Below are 23,145 nucleotides of genomic sequence, written 5' to 3'. Positions count from 1 at the left end.
TTAACCCGTGGCTGCAAGTGACATTTCAGGCTTCAGTGACTGGCCGCGCGAGGCCGAAACGACCGCATCGACGTCAAGGATCAGGGCGACGCGGCCATCACCGAGGATGGTGGCGGCGGCAATACCTGGAACATGGGTATAGTTCGCTTCGAGCGACTTGATGACGACCTGACGCTGGCCCTGAATGGCGTCGACCATCAAAGCACGCTGGCCGCCGCCTTCTGATTCCACCAGTAGCGCGACACCTTCGACCGGATTGGCCTGGGTGGCGCGATAGTTGAGGACGCGGCCCACATCGACCAGCGGGCAGAAGGAATTGCGGATCGAGATCAGCCGTTGGTTGGCGCCGAACGAATGGATGGCGGAGGCTTCCGGCTGCAGGGTTTCCACGATCGCCGTCAGCGGAACGACGAGCGTCTGGCCGGCAACCGTCACCACCATCCCGTCGAGAACGGCGAGCGTCAGCGGCAGGCTCATCGTGAAGGTCGAGCCGTAACCCGGCCGCGACGAGATCGAGATGCGACCACCGAGCGCCTGGATCGACCGCTTGACGACATCCATGCCGACGCCGCGGCCGGAAATGTCGGAGATTTTGTCGGCAGTCGAGAAGCCGGCCATGAAGATCAGGTTGTCGATTTCGTCGTCCGTGAGGTTGGCGTCGGCGGCGATGATATCGTTGTCGATCGCCTTCTGGCGGACGCGCTCGCGGTTGATGCCAGCGCCGTCGTCGGCAAGCTCGATCAGAATGCGGCCGGAACGATGCTTCGCGGTGAGCTTGATCGTGCCTTCCGGGTTCTTGCCGGCGGCTTCGCGTTTTTCGGGCGATTCGATACCGTGGTCGACGGCATTGCGGATCATGTGGGTCAGCGGCTCGGCAAGCTTGTCGATGACCGTCTTGTCGACTTCGGTGTTTTCACCCTCGGTGACCAGGCGGATCTGCTTGCCGACCATGTCGGCCACTTCGCGGACGATACGCGACATGCGCTGGAAGACCGGCTTTACCGGCTGTGCGCGGATCGCCATGACCGAGTCCTGGATCTCGCGGGTAAGCTGCTGCAGCTCTTCGAGGCCCATGTTGACGGCCGACGTGCCGGTCGCATCGTTTTCGATGACGCTCTGAGAGAGCATGGCCTGGTTGATGACGAGCTCGCCGACGAGGTTGATAAGGCGGTCGACGCGATCGAGATCGACGCGGATCGTCTGGCCGGCTGAAGCGGCTGCGGCAGCCGCATTGTTCTGCGCCGCTGCTGCTGCGGCGGCGGCAGCCGATTCCTTCCGTTCCGCAGCGCGAGCGGCAGCACCGGCGGCCTTCGTGACGCTGGTCGCGGTTTCGGCGGCCGACACGGCTTCGGCAACGGTCTGATCGGAGCTCTGTTCGGACTGCTTGTCCCCATCCTCGCCGGAGGTGTCATCGTCAAGGATCGAGAGATCGAAGGGCACCGGCTTCATCGGCTGTTCTTCATCCGATGAAGCCCCGTCGGCGAATTTCACCTCGAGATCGCAATCCCATTCGGCAAATTCAAAAACGATGCGGATATCGTCTTCGCTCTTGGTGGTTTTGACCGAAATCTTCCAGCTGAAATAGGACTCTTCCGGGTCCATCTTGTCGAGGTCCGGCAAGGCGTCCGTGTCGCAGGCAATGCTCATCTCGCCGACACGGGAGAGATCGCGCAGCAGGAGCGCTGCTTCATTGCCCTTGGAATAGAGCTCGCGGCGTGGCTTGAAGAGGACTTCGTAGGTAGAGCCCTCGATTGCCGGCTCCTCTTCCTCTCCGAAACCGTCGAACGTGAAGGGGATCGGCTGAAAGCCGCTGTCGTCGGTAGGCTTCGGCGTTTCCACCTTCGGCGCAGCGGCAGCAGCCGGGGCCGGTTTCGGCGCGTCATGAGCCGCATTTGACGGCATCTCGCCATGCGCCAAGGCTTCCAGCTCCTTGACGAGGCCGCGTGTCCTTGATTCGTCCACACTGCCGCCATCACGGGACGCGCTGACCAGATCGGCGAGCACGTCGGCAGACTTAAGCATGACCTTCAGCACGTCCTGGCCGGGTTCCAGCTTGCCTGAACGGACGCAGTCGAGGGTCGTCTCGAAAACATGGGCAAAAGCGACCAGGTCGTCGAGACCGAAGGCACCCGCTCCGCCCTTGATGGAATGAACGGCACGGAAAACGGCATTCACCGTCTCGGGGTCACGATCCCCGTCGTTCAGCTTGAGAAGACCCGACTCCAGTTCAGCGAGCTGCTCTTCGCATTCCTGAAAGAAGATCTCTTTGATTTCGTTCATATCCATCGGAGGAATTCCTGGCTCAGGCAGTTACACGCTCGATCGCATCAATCAGTTTGGCTGGATCGAAGGGCTTGACGATCCAACCCGTCGCGCCGGCCTGCCGGGCGCGGTTCTTCTTTTCCGCGTCGCTTTCGGTCGTCAGGACGAGGATCGGCACGGCGCGATATTTTTCGTTGCGACGAACGCCTTCGATAAAGCCGAAACCGTCGAGGCGCGGCATATTGATATCGGTGACGATGACGTCCGGGTTGGCATCTTCCAAGACTTCGAGGCCCTCGACACCGTCTTCGGCCTGAATGGTTTCAAAGCCTGCATTGTTCAGGGTCACCAGAAGCATGTTCCGGATGGTCCGTGAATCGTCCACCGTCAGTACTTTTTTCTTCATTGCTAGATCTCCTTAGCAACCAAATTATCGATATTGATGCCGATCAGCTGCATCGTCTTCTCAAATGCGTCCGAAGCCTTTTCCACGACGAAGGACTTCTTGTCTTTTTCCCAGGCACGAGCGCCTGCGACCAGGACCTGCGCACATTGCACGCCGACCCGATCGACGTCCGAGGCGTCGAGCACAATGTCGCTGCCGCGCATGGAGATCAGCTTGCCGTGCAGAACCGATGCCTCGTTGAGGTCCAGCACCGCGGCCAGCTTCAAATTCTCCGGTCCAGCCTTCTTTGCTGCCATCAGCTTAATCCTTGTCGTTTTTGAAGGAGATGTTCTCGCTCGCCCGGGCCTTCGTCCGGCGCCCCGGCGATCGCGACGAGCGCCGGTGGATTGCGTGGGGCTGCAGGCCGACGTGTCTCCGCATAGCGGTTCTGCCGTTCGATCCGAAACTCCCGGACCGTGCGGCCGAGTTCCAGGATCACGGTGTGCAGATCATCCGCCCCTTCGCCTGCCTGAAATGCTAGATTGCCGTTTGCGGCGACGCTCTCGCTCACCGATCCGACTTCGGCGGTCAGACGGTCGAGGCCCTGGGCATGATCACCCGTTTCCCGCGCGATCCCGGCAATCACGTCGTTGATCGCCGAGACCTGGCGCACGATGCCGCCGATCGCATCCTGCGTGCGATGAACCATTTCGACACCGGCATCGACCTGCGACTTCGTGCCGTTGACGAGCGTCTTGATTTCGCGGGCGGCCTCTGCGGAGCGCTGCGCAAGAGCGCGCACTTCCTGCGCGACGACAGCAAAGCCGCGACCGCTGTCGCCGGCCCGCGCCGCCTCGATGCCGGCATTCAGAGCAAGCAGATTGGTCTGGAACGCAATGTCGTCGATTACCCCGATAATCTGGCCGATCTTTTCGGCGGAGCTTTCGATATCTGCCATGGCGGTGATGGCGCGGCCGACGACCTCACCGCTTGCCTCGACCGAACGGCGCGTCTCAGCCGCGGCCTTTTCGGCGGCAACCGTTTCCGCAGCACTCCCCTTGACCTTGACCGCTATGTCGGTCAGCGCCCGCGTCGCATCCTTAAGACGCACCGCCTGCTGTTCGGAAGCCGCGGCAAAGGACCGTACGCCCTCGGACAGCGATTGCGCGATGGCACCCGCTTTCTGCCCGTGGCTGTCCGATTGCTCCACGGAGCTGCGGATACCGGCGACTGCCTGGTTCAGAAGATCGGCCAGCTCGCGATAGGCTTCCGGGACGTCGGCGGGAAGGCAGGCCGTGAGGTCGCGGTCGGCAAGCGCCCTGATCACTTCGGAGAAGGTCTCGATCGCCTGCGCGTGATCGGCCTCCCGCTGTTCGGCAAGGGCCCGCTGATGCTTCTGACGCAACTCGTTGAAACGGAGCGAGACAGCGATCTCAACATCCACCATGACGAGGCGGGTGATGGCACCGACAAGATCGAGAAGCTCCTGTTCGCGCTTGCGCCCGCCGGGCAGCAGCGATTTTGGAGCCAGGTCGGCGATCGCGCCTGCAATGAGGTGCTCCAGCATGACCCCGTGACCGGCGACATGCCAGCGCGGGTCCAGACCCATGCGGCTTTCCGTGTCGGAAAGGACCTTTACCCGTTCGGCGTACAGCGCATCGAAGCGAGCGTCCGTCAGGACACCCCAGTGGGATGCCTGAAGATCATGGAGCCGCTCGATCTGCTGTTCGCTGTCGAAATTCCGGGCGGCTTCGGGAAAGGATTGGAATCGATGAAACAGGTCGCGCAGACCGGTCTTGAGGTGGCGCTCCATCTGCGGGCGGCAACGGCGCAGCAGATCGCGCAGTTCGCCGTCGAGGCCGGCAAATGCCAGTCTCTCGCCCAGGCTGCCCGCCTGGTTCCGTCGCGCCTGATCCGATGGCGTTTCCTGCACCAAAACCATCCCCAAATTCGTCAAAGCCAACCCGGAGGATTGGCGGCATGCGGCTCCTGTCGGCCAGGCGCCAGAGATGAATCGGAGATGCTTGCCGATACGGATCAATATCCGCCGGGCATGGGCAACGCGGCCACCGCAGGCTTTCCTGGATTTTCATGAGCGGATACCGGATTGTCACCGGTACGGCTTTGCGGCTTCATGCCTGGTGAGAGACCGCAGTCATCCCATTTCGCCGTGGTTTCCAATTTGTATGGTTAATTCCTTGCCTGAAGGTTAATAGGGGCAGGAGAGCACCAGTTTTAGCTCAATAAGAGACACAATACCCGCATGACGCGCATCTCTCGCGGAATGCACCGCAAAAGCTCTTTTATCAGTTCATGGCCTCGATATCGGCCAGCCCGCGGAGACCCGCCTTGTTGCCCATATCTGCCAACGCCTGGAAAATACGGCGGGCATCGCCAAGCCTGCCGAGATTCATATGCGCATATGCTCGCAGCGCCATCAGATCCGTCTGTTCGGGGGCAATCTGCGCCCGCTGATCGAGTACAAGCAGAGCCTCGCGGTAGCGTCCGAGCTTGAAGGCGTTGAGCGCCCGGTCCGCCAGAATGGCAGTCTGAAGCTCAACCGCTCGTTCGTTCGCCTGTGGTGCGGTGGCGGCAGCGACAGAGGCCTGGTCGGTCAGGCCTACCCGCAGATATGCCAGACTCTTGCCATAGGCAGCGTCGGAGCGCACCGTCTCCGACGAACTCGCATCGGCCGCGTCGAAAGCTTTTGCTGCCTCCAGGGGCCTATTGATGTCCATGAGACACCAGCCCCTCGCAAGCGCTGCTTCCGGCGACATGCGGCGCGGATCCTGAGTTGTCCAGCATTGCCCCCTAACCGCCGTGCCCTGAACGCGAGCGACCCTTCGCGTTGCAGGCATGTCGGCACGCGTCTCACGGGTCTCTACCCGCGTCGTTCGGGAAGTGCTTTCGCGCGAAACTTGAGATTGCTCTGGAGCGGATCGCCGGACCGGCGCTTGCTGTTCCGATCCGTCGGTTTCCGCGACCTCGCCGAGCCTTGCGATGCGCTCCGAGCGCCCAGCCCAGTCGCGTTGGATTTGCGCGGTGCCGGCCTTGTCGCCAAGGTCGTTGCGGGTCAACGCCAGGCCATAAGCCGAGGGTTCGTCGTCCGGCTTCCAGGAGAGTGCTGCCTGAAACCACTCGGCGGCCGTTTCGAGCTGCCGCATCGCGCGGGCATACCAGCCGAACTGCTGGGCGGCAGCAGGATTGCGGGAGGTGATGACCACCGGCGCCATGCGCTGCAGGACCTCCTGCTGCAATACCGGAGGAGGATCGAGAGCCAGCAGATTGGCAACCGCCGCCAGATAGGCATCCTTGGCCCCGGGTGAGGACTCGCGCCAGCGATAGAGCACCGATTCCGCCTCGACGGGCGAATTCTGCGCGATCAACGTCAGTGCCAGACCTTCAGCGGCGGATGCCGTTTCCTCTTTGGCAAAGGCCCTGCGGAACCAGCGTTCGGCCCCGCCCAGGTTATCGCGCCGGTAGAAATACCAGCCGAGCAGCAATGCATCGGATGCCAGGTCGGCGGTTTCGGCCTGACGTTCAAGGCGGGTAAGGTATTTTTCCGGGAGGACCAGCTTCGGATCGTCGTTGCCCTGGGCGACAAGGCGGCGGGCGATATCGTCGCGTAACGGCTCGAATTCCGGCTTGCCATCCGATGAGACACGCTCTTTTGCAAGCACCTCCTCCAGCATATCGGCCGGCAGCAACTCGCTCGCCTTCTGAGCGGTCGCATAACGTTCGGAGGCATTGTCGCAGTTTTCGAGAATATAGAGATAGGCGTCGCGCGCCCTGCCGTCTTTCTCCGTCTTGGCAAAGGCTTCGGCCACACGCCAGAGAACGTCAACCTCGCTGCAGGTCAGCAGGCTTGAGTTTTCAGCCGCGATCCGGATCACCGCATCGAAGCTTTTGGCATCCGATGCCACAACGAGAGCAGCACGCGCCTCGGCGAGTTTCAGGCGGTCCAACAAATCCGCCGGCGGCTGCCACTCGGGTTCCGCAGCCTGGCGGTCGGAAATTGCCTTACGCACGTCCGCATAACGGGATTGGGCATAGAGCTGCCACATGTTCTCAAGCTGACGGTCGGTCGTAACCCGCGCGGCCAGAGGATCGGCAGGCGGGGTCCAGTCCGGATAGAGCGCTCTCAACCGGGAGATTTCGGCCTGCAGACGAGCGTTGTCTCCGCGCGCAGCAAAATATCTGAGTGCGCTTTCGTCGACCTCCGGCCGGTTCTCTACAGGTCGAGTATCTGCAGAGGGATCCGGCTCGGAACGCGAAGCAGGCGGTAGGGGATTGGCCGGAGCCTGAGCGACAACGACCGGAGACGAATCCGGCCGCACTTCACCTGGGCGCTTCGGCTGAATGAGTTGGGCAACGATTCGCTCCGTCTTGGCAGCGAAGGTCGTGGCCGGCGGCGGTCCCGTTTCGTCCTGCACCGGATTCGGCGTCACCGAACTCGTCAAAGTGTCCGGATCGACCACCGCAGGACGATTCAGGCCAAGGGCTCCCACGGCCACAGCGCCCAGGATCGTCAATGCAATGAGCGAAAACCGCATAGCCACTCCGCGATCGTCCACAATCTCCGTCAGCGCCTCATGCGGACGAACTTCGGCTCCCTGCGCCAATAATTCCAAAGGAATGAACGGATATGGTTAACGAACAATTTAGATTTAGCTCATCAAATGCCTGAGTCGGCTCTTTGAAGGCTGATGCGCAGGGATGAGTTTGCGTATCGACCTCCTGGAACGACTCAGCGGACGATGTACGTCTGCCATTTGCGATATTGCTCGGCATGACGGAAAAGCAATGAATGGGAAACAGAAAATGACCGGCCTCGGCTCTCTGAGAGCGGCGATTCTGAGCTTCCTGCTGCCGCTCGTTGCTGTCGGCTGCGCGGGGCAGCCGGTGCAGACCGGTACGTTTGCGCGAAATCTTTCCAGCGAACAGGCCATGGCGCTACCCCCTCCCGGCGGGCCGGCGATCGTGAGCGTCGTCGAAAGGCGCTTTGACAATGCCGTGGAACAGGACGTTTTCCTTGCCACTTCCGCCCTCACGCCGGGCCAGAATTCAATCAAGGCGCAGTTCTTTGGCACAACCAGCCCCTTCAAGCTCAGCGACAACAAGCTGACTTCCACGCCGGTCACGGAGGCCGGCATCGCATCCGAGATGCGCCGCGCACTGCCGGGCATCCGCATGGCGCGGTCCTCGTTCTTTGTCCAGAACAACTACGGTCCCTTCGGCTACGCCTTCGGACGAGGCGCCCGCAGCGACCTTTGCATGTACGCCTGGCAACAGATCCGCTCGCCGTCGGGAACTATCTCACCGCTTGCGAATTACGGTTCGATCCAGATCCGCCTCAGGCTTTGCCAGGCGGGCGGAACTGAGGAACAGCTTCTCGCGGTGATGTACAACTATACGATTGTCGGCTCCGTAGATGCCGGCGGGTGGAACCCCTATGGCGAGCCAAGATCCGTCCCGTCCTCTCTCGGCGGCGTCGGCGCGCCGATCTATCCGCGACCGGCAAGCTCCGAGCCGATCGTTCCGATCATACAGCCGAGGACGACCACATATACGAGCTCCGCACCCGTCACCCTGCCACAAGCTCAGTCTGTGACTCGGAAAACAGGTTCCGTCGTGTCGGCTTCGGCAGTATCGGTGCCAGGTCCTGCATCTGCAGGAAGTCGACCGAATAGTGTTTCCACGCCGGCCGTATCAAACGCCATCCCGGCGCCGCTTGTGCCTTCGCCTTCCGCTGCGATGGGAGCGCGGGAGGTAACCATACCATCGCCTTCCTGCACCGACATGACGAGCGGAGCCGCCAATGCATGCCGATAAACCGCACGCGACACACCGACTGCCGACCGTTTTTTCCGACCGCTGGAGATAGCCACCCATGCGGATGATCCTGTCTGCTGTCGTCTGGGCGCTTGCAAGTGCGCTGATCATCGTCCTGGTAACCCTGCCGATCAATACGCGCACGCAGCTCATTACCAGCCTGCTGGTGGTCGGAGTGATGATGGTGATCCGGGCGCTGAAAGCCGAGGGCCAGTGGCGCCTCGTTGCGCTTGCCTTCGGTACGGCGATGGTCTTCCGTTATGTCTATTGGCGCACGACGAGCACTCTGCCGCCTGTCAACCAGCTCGAGAATTTCATCCCCGGCCTGCTCGTCTATCTTGCTGAGATGTACAGCGTGCTGATGTTGGGTCTCAGCCTCTTCGTCGTCTCGATGCCGCTGCCCCCTCGCCCGCCCTATGAACGGAAGGGCCGAGAGTTGCCCACCGTCGATGTCTTCGTACCGACCTATAACGAGGACGAAGAACTGCTCGCCAATACGCTTGCCGCGGCCCGTAATATGGATTATCCGCCGGAGAAGTTCACGGTCTGGCTGCTTGACGATGGCGGCACCGTGCAAAAACGCACGTCCGGCAAGATTGCCGAAGCCCATGCCGCAGAGACACGCCATCGCGTGCTGCAACAGCTTTGCGAAGAGCTCGGAGTCCGCTACCTGACCCGCGAGCGCAACGAGCACGCAAAGGCAGGCAATCTCAACAACGGCCTCCAACATTCGACGGGAGCGCTCATAGCCGTCTTCGATGCCGACCATGCGCCCGCTCGCGATTTCCTGCTCGAAACCGTCGGCTATTTCGACGAGGATCCGAAGCTCTTCCTCGTCCAGACGCCGCACTTTTTTCTGAACCCCGATCCGATCGAGCGCAATCTACGCACGTTCGAAAAAATGCCGAGCGAGAACGAGATGTTCTACGGCGTCATCCAGCGTGGGCTCGACAAATGGAACGCCGCGTTCTTCTGTGGCTCGGCAGCCGTTCTAAGCCGGAAGGCGCTCGAAGTTTCCAAGGGATTCAGCGGCGTCAGCATCACCGAAGACTGCGAAACGGCGCTCGACCTGCACGGCCTCGGCTGGCACAGCATCTATGTCGATCGGCCGCTGATCGCCGGCTTGCAGCCAGCCACTTTCGCGAGCTTTATCGGCCAGCGCAGCCGTTGGGCGCAAGGCATGATGCAGATCCTGCGTTTCCGCTTTCCGCCTCTGAAGCGTGGGCTCTCCATCCCGCAGCGCCTTTGCTACATGTCCTCCACGCTTTTCTGGCTATTTCCCTTCCCGCGGACCGTCTTCCTCTTCGCGCCGCTCTTCTATCTCTTTTTCGACCTTCAGATATTCACCTCTTCAGGCAGCGAGTTCATGGTCTATTCGCTTGCCTATATCGTCGTAAACCTGATGATGCAGAACTATCTCTACGGATCGTTTCGCTGGCCCTGGATTTCCGAACTCTATGAATATGTGCAGACCGTGCATCTTCTGCCGGCTGTCGTGTCGGTCATACTCAATCCGCGAAAGCCCACCTTCAAGGTCACCGCCAAGGATGAATCGGTGTCCGCCAGCCGCCTGTCGGAGATCAGCCGCCCCTTCTTCGTCATCTTCTTCGTCTTGCTCGTCGCCTTCGGCATCAGCGTCTATCGCATCTATACCGAACCCTACAAAGCCGATGTGACGTTGGTGGTGGGCGGCTGGAACGTGCTGAACATCATTTTCGCCGGCTGTGCGCTCGGTGTGGTGTCCGAGCGCGGCGAACGCCAGGCTTCACGGCGGGTCAAGGTGAGCCGGCGCTGTGAACTGGGCGTCGACGGCCGCTGGTTTGCCGCCACCATCGAGGACGTTTCCGCTCATGGCGCGGCCCTTCAGATCTATGCCGAGGGCTTCAAGGACCTGGCAGTCGGCAAGGCAGCCAAACTGCGTTTCCAGCCCTACAGCGACATGCCGGTCAGCGAACTGCCGATCGAAATCCGCCATTTCAGCACGGCTGGTGACGTTACCTCGGCCGGTTGCCGCTACATGCCGCAAAAGCCCGCGGATCACCGCCTTATCGCAGACCTGATCTTCGCCAATTCGACGCAATGGACGCAGTTTCAGATATCGCGCCGGCGCAATCCGGGATTGATCTGGGGCTCTCTCTGGTTCCTGGGTCTTGCGGCCTACCAGACGGTGCGCGGTCTTTCCTACCTATTTCGCAACACCGCCCACGATACGGCTGCAAGCGTGCGAAAGTAGGAGAGCGTCATGAAAAGAACCCTCATGTTCGCGCTTCTTCTTGCTGTTGCAGGTATCGCCTCTGCCCAAAGTCCGGCTCCCTTCGACATGAATCAGGAACGGGGGCCGGAACGTCTTCCGTCAGCCCCTCCCGTCACCACTCCCGGTGCACGACCGTTCCCTCCAGCTCCACCTGTCAGCGGTGATGCGCGTACTCCCGCCGCCGGGCAACCCACTCCGGCCCGGCCGCCCTCCGCATCGTCGGAGCTTGCTGCGCGCCGCTATCTCGTGCCCGACAGGACATTGCAGCTGCGCGGCGAAGGAGAACAACGCTCCTGGTCGATCTATCTCACGCCGGATCAGGCAGCCGCGCCGGCCAAGCTCCACGTCGGCTACCAGAACTCCATTGTGGTGGCGCCGGAAACATCGCGTCTGGCCGTTGTCATCAACGATATGCCGATCCACAATGACCCAATTTCATCCCCGGAAGGCTATCGCGACCGCGTGATCGACATCCCCGCCGGAACGTTGAAGGCCGGGTCCAATCTCATTCGCTTTCGCGCCGACCAACGCCATCGCACTGATTGCACGATCGAGTCGACATTCGAACTCTGGACAGAGATCGACCCGCAACGAACGTTCCTCGCTTTTGACGCTCCGAATGCGGGCCGGTTTTCGCGTCTGGACGACATCCGCGCCGTGGGTGTCGACAACAAAGGCAATACTCGCTTCCGCTTGATCGTACCCGCGCTCGATCAGCTGGGCGCAACGGACGTATTGATGCGGCTCTCCCAGGGGCTGGCGTTGATGAGCGGTATGCCGAACCAGTCCTTTACCTTCGAAAAGACGCCAAGCGCCCCGCCGCAGCCGGGAGAACTCGCGATCTTCGTCGGCACCCATGACGAGTTGAAACCGATACTCCCGACACTGCCGGACTCGACCAGAAACGGCGGCGCGGCAAACTTCCTCGACTATCCCGGCGCGGCCGGTGTTTCGACATTCGTCCTTTCCGGCCCAGGCTGGCCGGCAATCGAAGGGCTGGTGAACAGCCTGATTTCCTCCACGAACGGCGCGGCGACCCAAAGGCGCGAGACGCTTGCCACCCAATCCTGGCACGGAATAGACACACCCTTCCTTTACTCCAACGCCGTTGCCGACTTCACGCGCCTCGGCATCGAAAGCCAGGAGTTTTCGGGCCGCCTCTTCCGCACCCGCTTCACGGTCGGCGTTCCCTCGGATTTCTATGCAAATGCCTATGGCGAAGCTCGCATCCTGCTCGATGCCGCCTATACGTCCGAGGTTCAACCGGGCAGCCATATCGACGTATTCGTCAACGGCAACATCGCTTCGACCGTACCAATCACCTCCGACCGAGGCGGCGTATTTCGACATCTCCCGATCAAGATGACGCTTCGGCACTTCAGGCCCGGCGTCAATACGATCACCATCGAAGCGGCGCTCCTGACCCCGCAGGATGCGGTCTGCGCACCCGGCATGCCTGCCGATCCCAAGGCGCGTTTTGCGCTCTTCGGCAGTTCGCAGTTTCATATGCCGAATTTTGCCCGCATCGCCCAGGTCCCCAACCTCGCTGCCACCGCAGGAACGGGATTCCCGTATCGGACCAGTCCGCCGCCCGTTTCCCTGTTTTTAGGCCGCATCGACGAACAGACACTCGCCGCAGCCGCTACTTTCCTCGGCAAGATGGCCGAGGCCGCGCAATACGTCATCCCTGTCGACGTCACCACATCGGCAGCGCGGGTTTCCGGCGTCAATGCCCTGTTCGTCGGCGCCATATCCGAATTTCCGGCAAATGTGCTGGCCCAGCTGAAGATCGACCAGGACAGCCGCAGCAACTGGACGCGCTCGGGCTCCTCCCCAAAGACCGCCGGCGACCAGTCCCTGACGCTGCAGGACTGGCAGCAGCGTTCCGGAACGAATTTCTTTGCACGCCAGTTCTCGACAATCGGCGACTGGGCAAAGGAGAATTTCGACCTTTCGCTTGCAATGCTGCGTTTCGCGCCCGCGACCGAAGAATTCTACAAACCGCCACCGACAGCGCGGCTGATCGTCGCCCAGCAAAGCGATCCGACAGAACTCGGCACCTGGACCGCGGTCATCTCGCCCGATACGGATTTGCTGGCCGAGGGGATGCGCAATTTTTCCACGCGCACCGAATGGGACAAGCTCAAGGGGCGCATCACGGTCTACGAAGGCGCGGACAAGGAACCAAGCGAGGTGCCTGTCGGCCAATTCCGCTTCAGTCCGACGCAGCCGTTCTCCTTCGAGAACGCCCGGCTGATCGCAGCGAACTGGCTTTCGGACAACATCATGTCCTATGCGCTGCTTCTGGGGGCGGGCAGCGTGTTGCTCGGCCTCGCGACCGGTGGCCTGCTTTCCCTGCTCGGCCGCGATAAATGAGCAGCTCTACGGAGCCGGGACGCCCCGGCCGACAAACCTCTTGCTGACATAAGGCGAGCCGGAAAGGCCAAAACGCCAGGGTTGGTCGACCGCCTGCGAAATGCCGATCCGCCGCCCTGTGACGATCAACGGCGGTACCTGCGGAGGGCTGAAAGCGAAGGGCGGGCCGAAAAGCGACAGCCCGTTGTGTTCTATCGTTATCCCCAGAGCCTGGCAGACCCGTCCCGGCCCTGCGCAGAGCAGCAAGGGATCCGCCCTTCCGCGCCTTTTCTCCATTTCAGCCAGACCACGGACTGGCTGCAGCGCCCTGACCAGCACTGCACTGCCCGGGCGGCATACGAAATTCAGGCACCAGTGAATTCCGTAGGAGCGATAGACATAGGCATGGCCGGGCGCCCCGAACATCACCGAGTTCCGCGGCGTCGGGCCGCGAAAGCTGTGCGATGCGAGATCATCAGGCTCATAAGCCTCGGTCTCGACGATGATCCCGCCGAGGCCCGACACATCGAGTTCGACGCCGATCAAATCACGCGCCACCTCTATCGAATTTCTGTCGAAGAACTGCTGATCCAAGGATATGTCCTGCGCATATTGTCCGGCATTGATAAATGCGCTCGCAGCGACTTGTCTTCGACTGCTAGCGGACGCCAAACAAGATGCATTGCCGAACTTTTCGGGAATAATGGTGCCCGGAGGCGGATTTGAACCACCGACACGCGGATTTTCAATCCGCTCAAAAGCCTTCGTTTCCAGCCATTCTGCTCCTACATGTTGCGTCCATGTCGCGTTAAGCCAACAAGGCGCGCTCTGCTGCGGCCATTTCGTCGGCGTCATCACCGCGCGGAAACAGGTGGCCGTAAACGTCCATGGTCATCACGATTGAGCTATGTCCAAGCCGTTCCTGAACGACCTTCGGCGGCAGGCCGAGGCCTCCATCCGCAGGCCGATTGATGCACCAGGAGGCATAGAAGTGGCGTAGGGCGTGCATGCCGGTATAGCGGGCTTTCATTATCGTCTCGCCACCCTGTAAGTCGCCAGGTTGGCGAGTTACAGGGTCGCAAACGCTGGCCGCCACCTGAACCGGAAGGAGGCCGCGATTGATGATGTTTGCCAGGCTCTCAACCTTTCCGATGCCATTGGGAAAAACAAGATGCTCCGGCCGCGCGTCCTCGCGGATCTGCTTACCGTTCTCATCCCTACCGATGACTGGGCGCGGATAGGCCAGCTTCCATTCCTTCAGCGCGTTCGCCACCATTGGCGGGATTGGAACCGTCCGATCGCCGGCCTCTGATTTCGGCCGGCCGATCTCGTTGAAACGGTCGGCGCGCTGGTGAACGTGGATTTCCTTCCGATCTAAGTTGACGTCGGCCCAACGCAGCCCACGCAGCTCCGAAGCGCGTAGGCCGGCGAAGATCGCCACGAGCAGCAGCGGTTTCCACCGGCCCTCCAGCGCGGCTACAATGGCTTTGATCTCTTCGCGGGTGGGAATATCTACCCCAACTTTGAGCTTGCCCTTCTGGCGGCGCTCCTGCCGCTTATCCTTGCCCTTCTGACGAGCGCGGGCCTTCTCCCTGACCACGTTGCGCCCGACAAGACCACGTTCAAGCGCATCGGCCAGTAGGGAGCCAAGGCTGACCATCAGTTTTCGCACCATAGCCCCAGACCTTCCGGCTTCCCGTAGCCCGTCCTCGAAAGCGCGCACCGCCGGCACGTTCAATTTCGACAGCAGCGTCTCGCCAATCAGCGGATTGATGTGCAGCTCAACATGCTGGCGATACTGATCCAGCGTGGACCGCTCTAGACCCGATGCCTTCGCGCTAGCTAGCCAGAATTCGGCCGCCTTGCTGACGGTGACGCTGGCACTATCTGCGACGTGTACACCTTCCCGAACTTCCACAGAGGCCGTCGCGGCGAAGGCGTCGGCCTCCTTCTTTTTCGCGAAGGTCTTAAGGCGACGCCTGCCGCCTGTATCGACGTAGTCTACCACCCAGGCGGACTTTGCGTCGCCTTTGGGAGTGCTCCATTCGCGTTTGCGGACACTCATTTCGAGGCTTTTGCCTCTTTGGAATCAGCCTTCGCCCGCTCCTGAAGCCACTCCCAAATCTCTTCTTTCTCTGCATCGCTAAGTAGATTGGATCGGTAATGCCCAGGCGGAAGTTTCCGGTAAGTCCGCTCCAACGTGTCTATGATTTCCGCGTTCATACTTCGCTTATTTTGCGCGGCCGCTTCTCTGATGAGGTCACGCATCCCGTCGGGGAGGCGTAAGACGTATTTGTCTTGTGGCTGCATTGTAGTTTTCTTTGTCATAATGGCTATTAGCCATAAAATATCGCTTGACGCAATGATGGCTATTAGCCATGGTTAACGTGTGGCTACTAGCCATCACCACTGACAACCAACACTGGCTCAAGGGAATCTAATGTCTGGAAACGAAAGCAAGATGGATCTGATCTGGGGAGGCGAGGAGATCGCCAAAGTTATTGGGCGCACCGCGCGCATAACCTTCGCGCTTCTCGAAAAGGGTGAAATCCCCGCCAAGAAAGTTGGCGGCCGCTGGGTCGCTGAGCGGAGCAAGCTGGTCGCCTTCTTCATGGAGGCCGCTTGATCATGACCCACAACGAGAAAGGCCCGACCAGTGCGCCAACACTGAACCGGGCCGGTTCAATCAATCCCACGAAGGATCAGAAAATGAACGAGCATGGATATAACACCGATGCTGCCTGCGCGCCAGCCCTGACCCGCCGTAAGCTATTGTCCGCCCTCGCCGCCGCCAGCACCGCTGCAACATTGCCGGCCGTGGCGCTGGCAGAGGCAAGCGGCAAAACCAGCCGCTTGCCTCTGCCTCTCGATCGCCAACTCGAGGAGTGCGTTGCTCGCCTGCGCGAAATCCTCGCTGAAATGCACCCCAACGCAACAAAGCTACACCATTACCTCGGCCGATATGATGATGGATCGTTCAGGTTCTCGTTACAGGGAGACGTGAAGTTCGGACCCTTCCAGGGCGCTGGAATCTACTTGGTCAGCGTCGCGGGCTGCATAGGGGAATACCTGGTCCGTGAGGAGCCGGTAGTTACGCTGGCGGGCAGGAGCTTGGGATATTCGCATTATTGGGGCCGGGTGCGTCTCGACGATGGCGAATGGGCTGACGACGAACGGTGGATGTCCAACTTCATCCGAAAAATAGGCGAGGTGCCGGCATGAAGCGGGAAACCACGCGTCTCGATGAAGCTCAAGAGCTGCTGTTTAACGCGCTTGCCGTCATGCGTTTGACCGAGCGTGTCGCCTTTGAAATGTCGCAGACGCCTATGAAATCGAACGATCCAAGCGACCTTTCAGCGCTCACTCGCTCGATTGCAGTTTCGTCGCGTTTGGCGCTGGAAGCGCTGCAGCTCGTCGAAACAGAAGAGAGCGAACAGCGGCAGGGGGCGGTGTGATGGAGTGCACCGGACCCGATAAAATAGAAATCGCCGGGACGTGGCTTTCACGCAATCGCGGCACTGTCGTTGGCCCACTCCTGCCCTTTCTTCGCCGCAGGTTCGACCTGACCACTTTGGAGGCCATCGAGGCCTCCAGGCTCGCTCACCGGCTGGAATACGATGAGCGATCGGCCTGAGCTTCCAGACAAGAGCGATATTCCCATTGCGTACAGGGCGATCTGTTTGGCGTCGATTTCAGGTAACGCAAAGCAGATTGCCGCGATCATCCTTGGCCATTTTAACGTCAAAACAGGGCAGTGCGACCCCGGAACGGAGACCTTAATGCGACGTGCGAACGTAAGCAGAAGAACAGTCGTCAGCGCTACGGAGGAGCTTAACCGCATCGGCATGGTTGTAAAAATCCGGCATGGCGGGAACGGTTTCAGGTCGCGTTATCAGCCAAATTGGAGGCTCTTTCGGGAGATCGTTGACGGCTTTGAAAGGGGCGAAAATCCACCTGAGAAGGTGCAGAAAGTTGCACATAGTAGGTGCAGAAAGTTGCACTTAGATAGTGCAGGTTTTTGCACCCTAACTCAATCAAGGAACTCAAGCCAGAAACTCAATGGCACTGACGGAGCAAGTGGAGGGGTTCAGGTCTCCAAGCTTGAGAACACGTCTTCGGCGGTGTCTGCGGAGAGGGTACAGGGGCTTGTGAGAAGAAGCCTGCGGCGTTCGTCTCAATTTCAACGAGGACCACTCTCGGTTGTAGATGCGGAAGAGGCGGCGAGACGACAGCTCGATGAAGCCATCGAAGCGCTAGGCGAGACGATGAGGACCATCGTCCTCGGTCGAATAACCCCAGAGATCGAACAGGCTGCCCTCGTGGCCGAGCAGAAGAGCCGAGGCGCAGGCCTTCGGCTTGTGGTCGACCGCGTGTCTAGCATCACAGGAGGCCGATAGGTGGTAAAGCTCACAACTCTGAAACCCCGCCTGTCGACGCTGCCGCCACGCCTCGGCGCTGCAAAGCCTGTCAGCCGCAAAGATGCCGAGGCACGGCGTCTCAAGCAACGCGATGCAGAGCTGCATTGGCGGAAGTGGTACGGCATCCAGCGCTGGAAGGATCTGCGTGTGGAGGTCTGGAAGCGTGATGACTGGATCTGCCAGAAAACTGGCGTGCTGTGCATCGGCGCGTACCCTGCAGGCAACAGCCCCGTCGCCGACCACATCAAGCCTCACAACGGCAATCCTGATCTCTTCTGGGACATGAGCAACATCCAGACCGTGAGCAAAGAATACCACGACAGCCAGAAGCAGCGCGAGGAGAAGGCCAGATGGTGAGCAGGATTGATCGCTCCAAGAAAGCTTTCGGCAAGATGGTTCGCTCGCTGGAACACGACGGGGTGGCTGCCAGGGATATCAACGTCGCTCTGTTTAGCCTAGCGATCGACAGATGGCTTGCTGAGGTCGGAGAAGACAAGCTTCGCAACGTGTTGCAAGGCACGATCAATCAGATCGAGGAAGGCGCGTATCGCGACGGCTATGTGACGCCGGAGGCGAGGATGTACGACGAGGAAGAGGCGCACCGACGACGGATGGCGCTGACAGTCATCGAGGGAGGGGGCGGGTCAAAAGTCTAGGAAAGCCTCATTTCCCCACCCGCATCCCCCGCACTCGCACATTTTTTTTCCGCGAACTCGGAAATTTCGCCACGCCCTTTAGCAACGGCCAATTTGGCCGCTGAAAAAGACAGCAGTAACAGTTAGTTACGCTCTCCTCGCGTCTACCGGACCGTCTCTTTCATCGAATATTTTCCTGTTTGTCTTCAGCCAGAAAGGAACCACTCATGGCGACGAAAGCCGAGACAACTGACGCAGCCCGGAAGGCGCTGTGTGACCAGCTCATCACCGGCGCAGTGCGGATGATGATCGAGGATGCGGGAGCTCCCGTTCCGCTAATCCTCGACCGATTGCTGACGTTTGCCGCCGCTCAGTCCTGCGCTATGGACGGCAAGGCCAAGACTGCCGCCGCTTTCCGCGATCTGGCCACACGGATCGAGGCTGGCGCTCTCGATAGGAAGGGCCTGCAATGACCGTCGTGAAAGCCTCTCAGCCAAAGCGGCGAACAAGTCGAGGCAAAGCGGCGGCGGCCCTCAAATCACATCCCGGCAAGCCTTCTGCCGTGCGGATCGTTGATCACGCTCTACGCGATGCCGGCTGGTCGGTCAGTGCGCGTCGCGAGATCATTCGTCTGCTTAAGGCTGGCGTCGGAGACGCGCCATTCGTCCACAGCACAGCCGATGATGCTCGCTTGACAGAAAACGGCGGTTGCCCTACCTCTGACGTTACGCATGCCACGCGCTGCGAGTGTCAGGGCATAAATCCTGACGCGGTTTGGACCTCCGGCATGTCAAGCGCTGCCGACCCAATCGACAAATGACCGCCTCGATGCGGTTCGTTTTCCACCGTTCAATTCAACGGCGGCGATTGGCAGCGCGATCTCAAGAATAGCTCCGGTCCCGCCTCAGTAGAGGCAAGTCTCATGAAAAATAATCGAATGCCACTGGTATCGGCAGCTCTGATGAGCTGTGCCTTTCCGGCTGCCGTCATTTTCGCGCCGCGCAATCAAACCGGAGATCCGGTTATGCAAGCGCTTCGGGAGATCGGGCAGGAGATAGGCCGCATCAACAATGACGTTCGGTCGCAACTCGACCGCCAGCAAGAACGGATCGAGGGGCTGGAAACCCGCCAGATCGATCTTGAACAGTCCGGAGCCGGGGGCCGGCGGCGGCGTGGCGACAGCGAAATGTCATGGGGACAGACTGTCGCCAACAGCAGCGATTATCAGGCTTTTGTCGCCAACAGCTGCAAAGGCAAGGCGAAAATCAGCGTCGCAAACTCCCTCACATCGATCAGCACTTCAGGCGGCGCACTGATCCGGCCGGACCGAGATCCTAACGGAGTCATGCTTCCGCGCCGGCGGCTCACTGTCCGCGCCCTCTGCGGTGCCGGTCGCACTACCTCAAACGCCGTCGAGTACTTCAAGGAAAAGACCTTCACGAATAACGCGGCGCCCGTCGCGGAGGGCGCTCAAAAGCCGGAAAGCGTGCTGGAGTACGAGCTGGACAATGCGCAGGTTCGCACCATCGCGCACTGGATCCCGGCATCTCGCCAAGTCATGGAGGATGCTCCGCAGCTGGCCACACTTGTGGACGGCTCCCTGCGTTATGGCCTTGCCATCAAGGAGGAGTTGCAGCTTCTCTATGGCGATGGAACCGGCCAGAACATACATGGAATGGTCCCGCAGGCCACGGCCTTTGAAATCGCTCGTGTTGAACCGGACGACACGAAGATTGATGTCATCCGCAGAGCCATCAGCCAAGCCGAAGAGTCCGACCTTCCGGCTTCGGGGATTATCCTGAACACGCGGGATTGGCTGGACATGCTCGGTCAGAAGGACGCTGACGGAAACTACCTCTCCAATGGTCCTTGGTCTGGCGGTCCCAACACCCTCTGGGGCCTGCCGGTTGTCTGGACGAACAGCATGAACCAGGACGAATTCCTTGTTGGCTCGTTTGAAACGGCGACGCAGATTTGGGACCGCATGGACCCTGAAGTTCTCACCTCCGATGAGGATCGGGACAACTTCATCAAGAACATGCTCACTGTCCGAGCTGAGGAGCGCCTGGCCTTCGCGGTCAAGCGGGCCGCTGCGCTCATCACGGGCACATTCGAAGAAGCTCTGACTCCCACTCCGTAAGCAGGTGGGTTCGGTTCCCCGCCTGCGCGGCTCCCTGGCAAAGTCAGGGGGCCGCATTGGTGGCAGATGCATATGATCTCCAATCGGGAAAAAAGTGATGGCAACCGACAATGAGAGCCTGGTGCTGTCAATCAGCGCCGATACTCGCCAAATCCAGCGGCAATTAAAGCAGCTCATCGGGCAAACCGAGCGTGACACCAAGTCGATCGAGAATGCTTTCGGCGGGATCGACAAAGCCGCAACAGGAGCGTTCGGCCGCGTGGCCGCTAATGGAAATTCTGCTTTCAGGTCGGCCGAGCAAGGCGCAAGGCGGTTCGGCTCCGCAATGGACGTCTCTAAAGTCCAGACCGCAAACCTCGCGGCGCAACTCAACGATATTTCAGTGCAGCTCGCTGGCGGTCAATCGCCCTTCCAGATCGCGCTCCAGCAGGGAACGCAGATCACGCAGGCCCTTGGAAGCCAAGCGGGTGTGCGAGGCGCGGTCTCGGCCGTGGCCGGCGCATTCACGTCGCTTCTCAATCCTGTTTCGCTTGCCACGATTGGGATTATCGCCCTCGGTGGCACGGCCATCCAGTACTTCACCGAAATGCTATCTGGCGGCGAAGCGACGGAGGAAACGCTGCAGAAGCAGGCGCAGCTTATCCAGCAAGTTGCCGATCGATGGGGCGACGCCGTTCCAGCGCTGCGAGAGTATGCGGACGAGCTGAAGCGGACGCAGGAGAGCGCCAGCCTTCAGGAAGGCGTAGCGATCATCAATGAGAAGAAGCTCGCGGACGTCCGAAAAGCAGTCGACGACACCAAGGTGAAGGTTGCAGATGTTGTGTCGCAGCTACAGGCGGCCGGTGAGGAGACGGAAACAATCACCGCATTGCAGGCCTCGTTCAACGACTTCGCTAAATCGGCCAAGGATGGATCGCTTCAGGTGGAGCAAGTTCAAAAGGTCACGGACGCCCTGGCGACCGCAATCAACAATACTGGTCTGCCTATCGTCGTTGATTTCAAGGCCGCTTTTGAGGAGTTGGGCAAGGCAGCTTTGGGCGCGGCCACTGGCGTCAATCAGGTTAAGCAGCAAGCTGCTGCTGCCAGGCTTACCTCCGATAATCTTCCCGCTCTCGGAACTCTCGCGCCGCTGCAAAGCGTCAACGGGCAAATCACGGCCGATAGCGTTGCCATCCAGAACGACCGGGCGAATGCGACAAAATCTCAGTACCAGCAGGAGAAGGAAAGGGAGGAGCGCCTGGCGTCGCGGTCGCGCGGCAAGGGCGGGCGATCTCAGGCCATCAGCGAGGCCGAGCGAGAGAAAAAGGCGGTTGTTGATCTCATCGAGCAGCTCGAATTTGAGCAAAGTATGGTGGGTAAAACTGCGGCCGAACGCGCTGAAGCAAATGCCCTGCGGCGCGCTGGATCTGCCGCAACGGAGGAGCAGCGGGCCAAGATTTCGCAGCTCGTCGAGGCGACATATGCCGAGCGCGATGCGATACGTGCCAACGAGGAGGCAATGGAGCAATTGCGGGATGTCAGCCGCGATGTTCTGGAGGGCCTCGTTTCCGATCTAAGAGAAGGCAAAAGCGGCGCCGACATCCTGGCGAACGCTCTCAGTCGCATCGGTGACCGGCTCCTCAGCTCGACATTTGATGTCATTTTCGGAGGCACGGGCGGCGCTGCGTCCGGAAAGGGTATTCTCGGCACACACTTCACCCTCAATCTAAGGAGCATCTTATGAGCGCTTATATGAGCATTTGCTACGAAGACCGGATCGAGCTGCTGACAGACGGTGCGGTCTATACCCCAGACGGGGTGTTGGTCGAAACCGCAGAAAAAGTGCGTCGCTCGTCGCGGTGGCCGCTGGCGATCACTGGTCGAGGATCCTCGGCAATTGTAGACATACTCGCCTCCTACATCGAAACACTCGGAGAGATGTCGGCGACGGTCAACGAGGTGATTTCTCGCCTTCAGATCTGGCTCGACGGTCGCAAGTTGAAGGGATCTCCAGAGCCTTTCGAGATCCTGATCGCGGCCTTTGTAGATGACGCCGGACCGGTCAACCTCTACTTTTCGAGCGAAAGGATGATCGACGGTGTCGAACCGTGGGTTATCCATACCATGGGAACGGAGTTTGGTGGCGGTCCGGCATTTTCTTTGGACGAGCTGCGCGCCGCGGGGATCTCGATTGAAAGCCTCTCGGCCGGGCTGGAAGAAGCGGGAGCCGACCTGATGGAGATGATGCGCCATCGGAAAGGCGGCAATCCGGCAGCCCCGCATTTATCCGAAGTGTATGGCATTGGCGGTCATGTGGATCTTACCGTAATTCGGCTTGATGGCGTTACCACAAAACGGCTTCGCACCTGGCCGGATGTAATTGGCGAGAAGATTGACCCGTTTAGGGAAGAAGCGGCTGCCGCTTAGATGGAAGAGCGCTTCGTGATGGTGATGTCGAAGGTATTCATGCACGGGTCGCCTTTGCGGCGGCCCGCTGGCGAACCTTCATGACCATTGCAGGAGTAGGTTTGCCGATATTCCGACCCGTCTTTCGGGGCAAACATGACCTGCATCTGCAGATCAATCCCCCCTTGTTGGCAGCGCGGATTTAAGCACCTAGCAACCCTTGGCACAGTGGCTTTAGAGTATCTGGCCGTGCGACTTGCCTCGGAACCGCTGTACATGCCGTATTTATCTTGCATTACCAAGACTTCAAAATCTTCACCGGGGAACGCCTTTTCCGGATCGGTAGTAGTGCCGAGAAACGGTCTTTTGTTAGCCAAATGCTTCCTCCCATGCGCCGTTTCGACAGCAGATCATTTTAGCTTACCACCATCAGAGCTTGCGAACGCAGAGATTATGGAAATTGCCAGCGTCGGGAAGAG

22 protein-coding genes and 1 tRNA gene are annotated in these 23,145 nt (G+C 60.1%); 12 read left to right on the top strand and 11 right to left on the bottom strand.

Features of this window, described 5'->3' with window-relative positions:
- The 5 genes from C5L12_RS03555 to C5L12_RS03535 all read right to left on the bottom strand — a co-directional run bounded on the left by C5L12_RS03555 (position 1) and on the right by C5L12_RS03535 (position 7,200).
- Complete coding sequence (locus C5L12_RS03555; RefSeq protein WP_105370624.1) at positions 1 to 2,286, bottom strand: chemotaxis protein CheA; 2,286 nt, start codon at positions 2,284 to 2,286, stop codon at positions 1 to 3.
- Between the two features lie 16 nt (positions 2,287 to 2,302).
- Positions 2,303 to 2,668: a chemotaxis response regulator CheY1 gene (gene cheY1, locus C5L12_RS03550; protein ID WP_105370623.1), complete on the bottom strand. Its 366-nt coding sequence runs from the start codon at positions 2,666 to 2,668 to the stop codon at positions 2,303 to 2,305.
- 2 nt (positions 2,669 to 2,670) lie between these two features.
- On the bottom strand, positions 2,671 to 2,964 hold the full coding sequence (locus tag C5L12_RS03545; protein WP_105370622.1) for an STAS domain-containing protein: 294 nt from the start codon (positions 2,962 to 2,964) through the stop codon (positions 2,671 to 2,673).
- Positions 2,964 to 4,583, bottom strand: a complete 1,620-nt coding sequence (locus C5L12_RS03540) for a globin-coupled sensor protein (RefSeq protein WP_105370732.1) — start codon at positions 4,581 to 4,583, stop codon at positions 2,964 to 2,966. The genes C5L12_RS03545 and C5L12_RS03540 overlap by 1 nt, the downstream gene beginning before the upstream one ends.
- A gap of 370 nt (positions 4,584 to 4,953) precedes the next feature.
- On the bottom strand, positions 4,954 to 7,200 hold the full coding sequence (locus tag C5L12_RS03535) for a cellulose synthase (protein WP_105370621.1): 2,247 nt from the start codon (positions 7,198 to 7,200) through the stop codon (positions 4,954 to 4,956).
- Positions 7,201 to 7,468: 268 nt separating this feature from the next.
- Between C5L12_RS03535 and bcsN the strand changes: the two genes are divergently transcribed.
- Genes bcsN through C5L12_RS03520 form a run of 3 tightly spaced genes read left to right on the top strand, consistent with a single transcriptional unit; the run spans position 7,469 to position 13,109 of the window.
- A complete protein-coding gene (gene bcsN / locus C5L12_RS03530; protein ID WP_157948983.1) occupies positions 7,469 to 8,479 on the top strand; it encodes a cellulose biosynthesis protein BcsN in 1,011 nt (336 codons plus the stop codon).
- A 58-nt stretch (positions 8,480 to 8,537) separates the two neighbouring features.
- Positions 8,538 to 10,712: a UDP-forming cellulose synthase catalytic subunit gene (gene bcsA, locus C5L12_RS03525; protein WP_105370619.1), complete on the top strand. Its 2,175-nt coding sequence runs from the start codon at positions 8,538 to 8,540 to the stop codon at positions 10,710 to 10,712.
- 9 nt (positions 10,713 to 10,721) lie between these two features.
- Complete coding sequence (locus tag C5L12_RS03520; protein ID WP_105370618.1) at positions 10,722 to 13,109, top strand: cellulose biosynthesis cyclic di-GMP-binding regulatory protein BcsB; 2,388 nt, start codon at positions 10,722 to 10,724, stop codon at positions 13,107 to 13,109.
- A 6-nt stretch (positions 13,110 to 13,115) separates the two neighbouring features.
- Here C5L12_RS03520 and C5L12_RS03515 read toward each other — a convergent pair whose 3' ends face one another.
- The 4 genes from C5L12_RS03515 to C5L12_RS03500 all read right to left on the bottom strand — a co-directional run bounded on the left by C5L12_RS03515 (position 13,116) and on the right by C5L12_RS03500 (position 15,398).
- A complete protein-coding gene (locus tag C5L12_RS03515; RefSeq protein ID WP_105370617.1) occupies positions 13,116 to 13,682 on the bottom strand; it encodes a DNA-3-methyladenine glycosylase in 567 nt (188 codons plus the stop codon).
- Between the two features lie 110 nt (positions 13,683 to 13,792).
- Positions 13,793 to 13,864 (bottom strand) — tRNA-Leu (locus C5L12_RS03510).
- Between the two features lie 32 nt (positions 13,865 to 13,896).
- Positions 13,897 to 15,153: a tyrosine-type recombinase/integrase gene (locus C5L12_RS03505; protein WP_105370616.1), complete on the bottom strand. Its 1,257-nt coding sequence runs from the start codon at positions 15,151 to 15,153 to the stop codon at positions 13,897 to 13,899.
- The gene (locus tag C5L12_RS03500) at positions 15,150 to 15,398 is read right to left on the bottom strand and encodes an Arc family DNA-binding protein (RefSeq protein WP_280952510.1); all 249 of its coding nucleotides are present in this window, start codon (positions 15,396 to 15,398) and stop codon (positions 15,150 to 15,152) included. Before C5L12_RS03500 ends, C5L12_RS03505 begins: the two co-directional genes overlap by 4 nt.
- Before the next feature lie 130 nt (positions 15,399 to 15,528).
- On the opposite strand from C5L12_RS03500, the gene C5L12_RS03495 reads away from it, so the two are divergent.
- Genes C5L12_RS03495 through C5L12_RS03485 form a run of 3 tightly spaced genes read left to right on the top strand, consistent with a single transcriptional unit; the run spans position 15,529 to position 16,543 of the window.
- A complete protein-coding gene (locus C5L12_RS03495) occupies positions 15,529 to 15,714 on the top strand; it encodes a hypothetical protein (protein ID WP_105370614.1) in 186 nt (61 codons plus the stop codon).
- Positions 15,715 to 15,716: 2 nt separating this feature from the next.
- A complete protein-coding gene (locus C5L12_RS03490; RefSeq protein ID WP_105370613.1) occupies positions 15,717 to 16,310 on the top strand; it encodes a hypothetical protein in 594 nt (197 codons plus the stop codon).
- Positions 16,307 to 16,543 (top strand): hypothetical protein, encoded by a 237-nt coding sequence (locus C5L12_RS03485; RefSeq protein ID WP_105370612.1) that lies wholly within the window; start codon positions 16,307 to 16,309, stop codon positions 16,541 to 16,543. The genes C5L12_RS03490 and C5L12_RS03485 overlap by 4 nt, the downstream gene beginning before the upstream one ends.
- Positions 16,544 to 16,590: 47 nt before the next feature.
- Here C5L12_RS03485 and C5L12_RS28030 read toward each other — a convergent pair whose 3' ends face one another.
- Positions 16,591 to 16,812 carry a hypothetical protein gene (locus C5L12_RS28030; RefSeq protein ID WP_157948982.1) on the bottom strand — a complete coding sequence of 74 codons (222 nt, stop codon included), beginning with the start codon at positions 16,810 to 16,812 and terminating at the stop codon, positions 16,591 to 16,593.
- A 673-nt stretch (positions 16,813 to 17,485) separates the two neighbouring features.
- Here C5L12_RS28030 and C5L12_RS03470 point away from each other — a divergent pair.
- The 6 genes from C5L12_RS03470 to C5L12_RS03440 all read left to right on the top strand — a co-directional run bounded on the left by C5L12_RS03470 (position 17,486) and on the right by C5L12_RS03440 (position 22,687).
- Positions 17,486 to 17,863, top strand: coding sequence for an HNH endonuclease (locus C5L12_RS03470; RefSeq protein ID WP_105370609.1), 378 nt, complete (start codon positions 17,486 to 17,488; stop codon positions 17,861 to 17,863).
- Positions 17,857 to 18,162: a hypothetical protein gene (locus tag C5L12_RS03465; RefSeq protein ID WP_105370608.1), complete on the top strand. Its 306-nt coding sequence runs from the start codon at positions 17,857 to 17,859 to the stop codon at positions 18,160 to 18,162. The genes C5L12_RS03470 and C5L12_RS03465 overlap by 7 nt, the downstream gene beginning before the upstream one ends.
- A 206-nt stretch (positions 18,163 to 18,368) precedes the next feature.
- A complete protein-coding gene (locus C5L12_RS03460) occupies positions 18,369 to 18,614 on the top strand; it encodes a hypothetical protein (RefSeq protein ID WP_105370607.1) in 246 nt (81 codons plus the stop codon).
- A 551-nt stretch (positions 18,615 to 19,165) separates the two neighbouring features.
- Positions 19,166 to 20,281: a phage major capsid protein gene (locus tag C5L12_RS03450; protein WP_205839300.1), complete on the top strand. Its 1,116-nt coding sequence runs from the start codon at positions 19,166 to 19,168 to the stop codon at positions 20,279 to 20,281.
- Positions 20,282 to 20,378: 97 nt separating this feature from the next.
- Positions 20,379 to 22,004, top strand: coding sequence for a phage tail length tape measure family protein (locus C5L12_RS03445; RefSeq protein ID WP_105370604.1), 1,626 nt, complete (start codon positions 20,379 to 20,381; stop codon positions 22,002 to 22,004).
- A complete protein-coding gene (locus C5L12_RS03440; RefSeq protein WP_105370603.1) occupies positions 22,001 to 22,687 on the top strand; it encodes a hypothetical protein in 687 nt (228 codons plus the stop codon). The genes C5L12_RS03445 and C5L12_RS03440 overlap by 4 nt, the downstream gene beginning before the upstream one ends.
- Here the strand turns inward: C5L12_RS03440 and C5L12_RS28025 are convergent.
- Complete coding sequence (locus C5L12_RS28025) at positions 22,684 to 23,043, bottom strand: hypothetical protein (protein WP_157948980.1); 360 nt, start codon at positions 23,041 to 23,043, stop codon at positions 22,684 to 22,686. The genes C5L12_RS03440 and C5L12_RS28025 overlap by 4 nt on opposite strands.
- Between the last annotated feature and the right edge of the window lie 102 nt (positions 23,044 to 23,145).

It is taken from the genome of Neorhizobium huautlense (assembly GCF_002968575.1).
GTDB lineage: Bacteria > Pseudomonadota > Alphaproteobacteria > Rhizobiales > Rhizobiaceae > Neorhizobium > Neorhizobium huautlense.
Note: the sequence above shows the minus strand (reverse complement) of the source record. Positions and strands in the feature narration are given on the sequence as shown.

Coding starts and splice junctions, on each gene's coding strand:
- C5L12_RS03535 (WP_105370621.1), bottom strand. CDS start 7,200: ATGCGGTTTTCGCTCATTGCATTGACGATCCTGGGCGCTGTGGCCGTG.
- C5L12_RS03555 (WP_105370624.1), bottom strand. CDS start 2,286: ATGGATATGAACGAAATCAAAGAGATCTTCTTTCAGGAATGCGAAGAG.
- C5L12_RS03465 (WP_105370608.1), top strand. CDS start 17,857: ATGGTGAGCAGGATTGATCGCTCCAAGAAAGCTTTCGGCAAGATGGTT.
- C5L12_RS03490 (WP_105370613.1), top strand. CDS start 15,717: ATGACCCACAACGAGAAAGGCCCGACCAGTGCGCCAACACTGAACCGG.
- cheY1 (WP_105370623.1), bottom strand. CDS start 2,668: ATGAAGAAAAAAGTACTGACGGTGGACGATTCACGGACCATCCGGAAC.
- C5L12_RS03445 (WP_105370604.1), top strand. CDS start 20,379: ATGGCAACCGACAATGAGAGCCTGGTGCTGTCAATCAGCGCCGATACT.
- C5L12_RS03495 (WP_105370614.1), top strand. CDS start 15,529: ATGTCTGGAAACGAAAGCAAGATGGATCTGATCTGGGGAGGCGAGGAG.
- C5L12_RS03460 (WP_105370607.1), top strand. CDS start 18,369: ATGGCGACGAAAGCCGAGACAACTGACGCAGCCCGGAAGGCGCTGTGT.
- C5L12_RS03545 (WP_105370622.1), bottom strand. CDS start 2,964: ATGGCAGCAAAGAAGGCTGGACCGGAGAATTTGAAGCTGGCCGCGGTG.
- C5L12_RS03520 (WP_105370618.1), top strand. CDS start 10,722: ATGAAAAGAACCCTCATGTTCGCGCTTCTTCTTGCTGTTGCAGGTATC.
- C5L12_RS03485 (WP_105370612.1), top strand. CDS start 16,307: ATGAAGCGGGAAACCACGCGTCTCGATGAAGCTCAAGAGCTGCTGTTT.
- C5L12_RS03500 (WP_280952510.1), bottom strand. CDS start 15,398: ATGCAGCCACAAGACAAATACGTCTTACGCCTCCCCGACGGGATGCGT.
- bcsN (WP_157948983.1), top strand. CDS start 7,469: ATGACCGGCCTCGGCTCTCTGAGAGCGGCGATTCTGAGCTTCCTGCTG.
- C5L12_RS03450 (WP_205839300.1), top strand. CDS start 19,166: ATGCAAGCGCTTCGGGAGATCGGGCAGGAGATAGGCCGCATCAACAAT.
- C5L12_RS03505 (WP_105370616.1), bottom strand. CDS start 15,153: ATGAGTGTCCGCAAACGCGAATGGAGCACTCCCAAAGGCGACGCAAAG.
- C5L12_RS28030 (WP_157948982.1), bottom strand. CDS start 16,812: ATGATCGCGGCAATCTGCTTTGCGTTACCTGAAATCGACGCCAAACAG.
- bcsA (WP_105370619.1), top strand. CDS start 8,538: ATGCGGATGATCCTGTCTGCTGTCGTCTGGGCGCTTGCAAGTGCGCTG.
- C5L12_RS03440 (WP_105370603.1), top strand. CDS start 22,001: ATGAGCGCTTATATGAGCATTTGCTACGAAGACCGGATCGAGCTGCTG.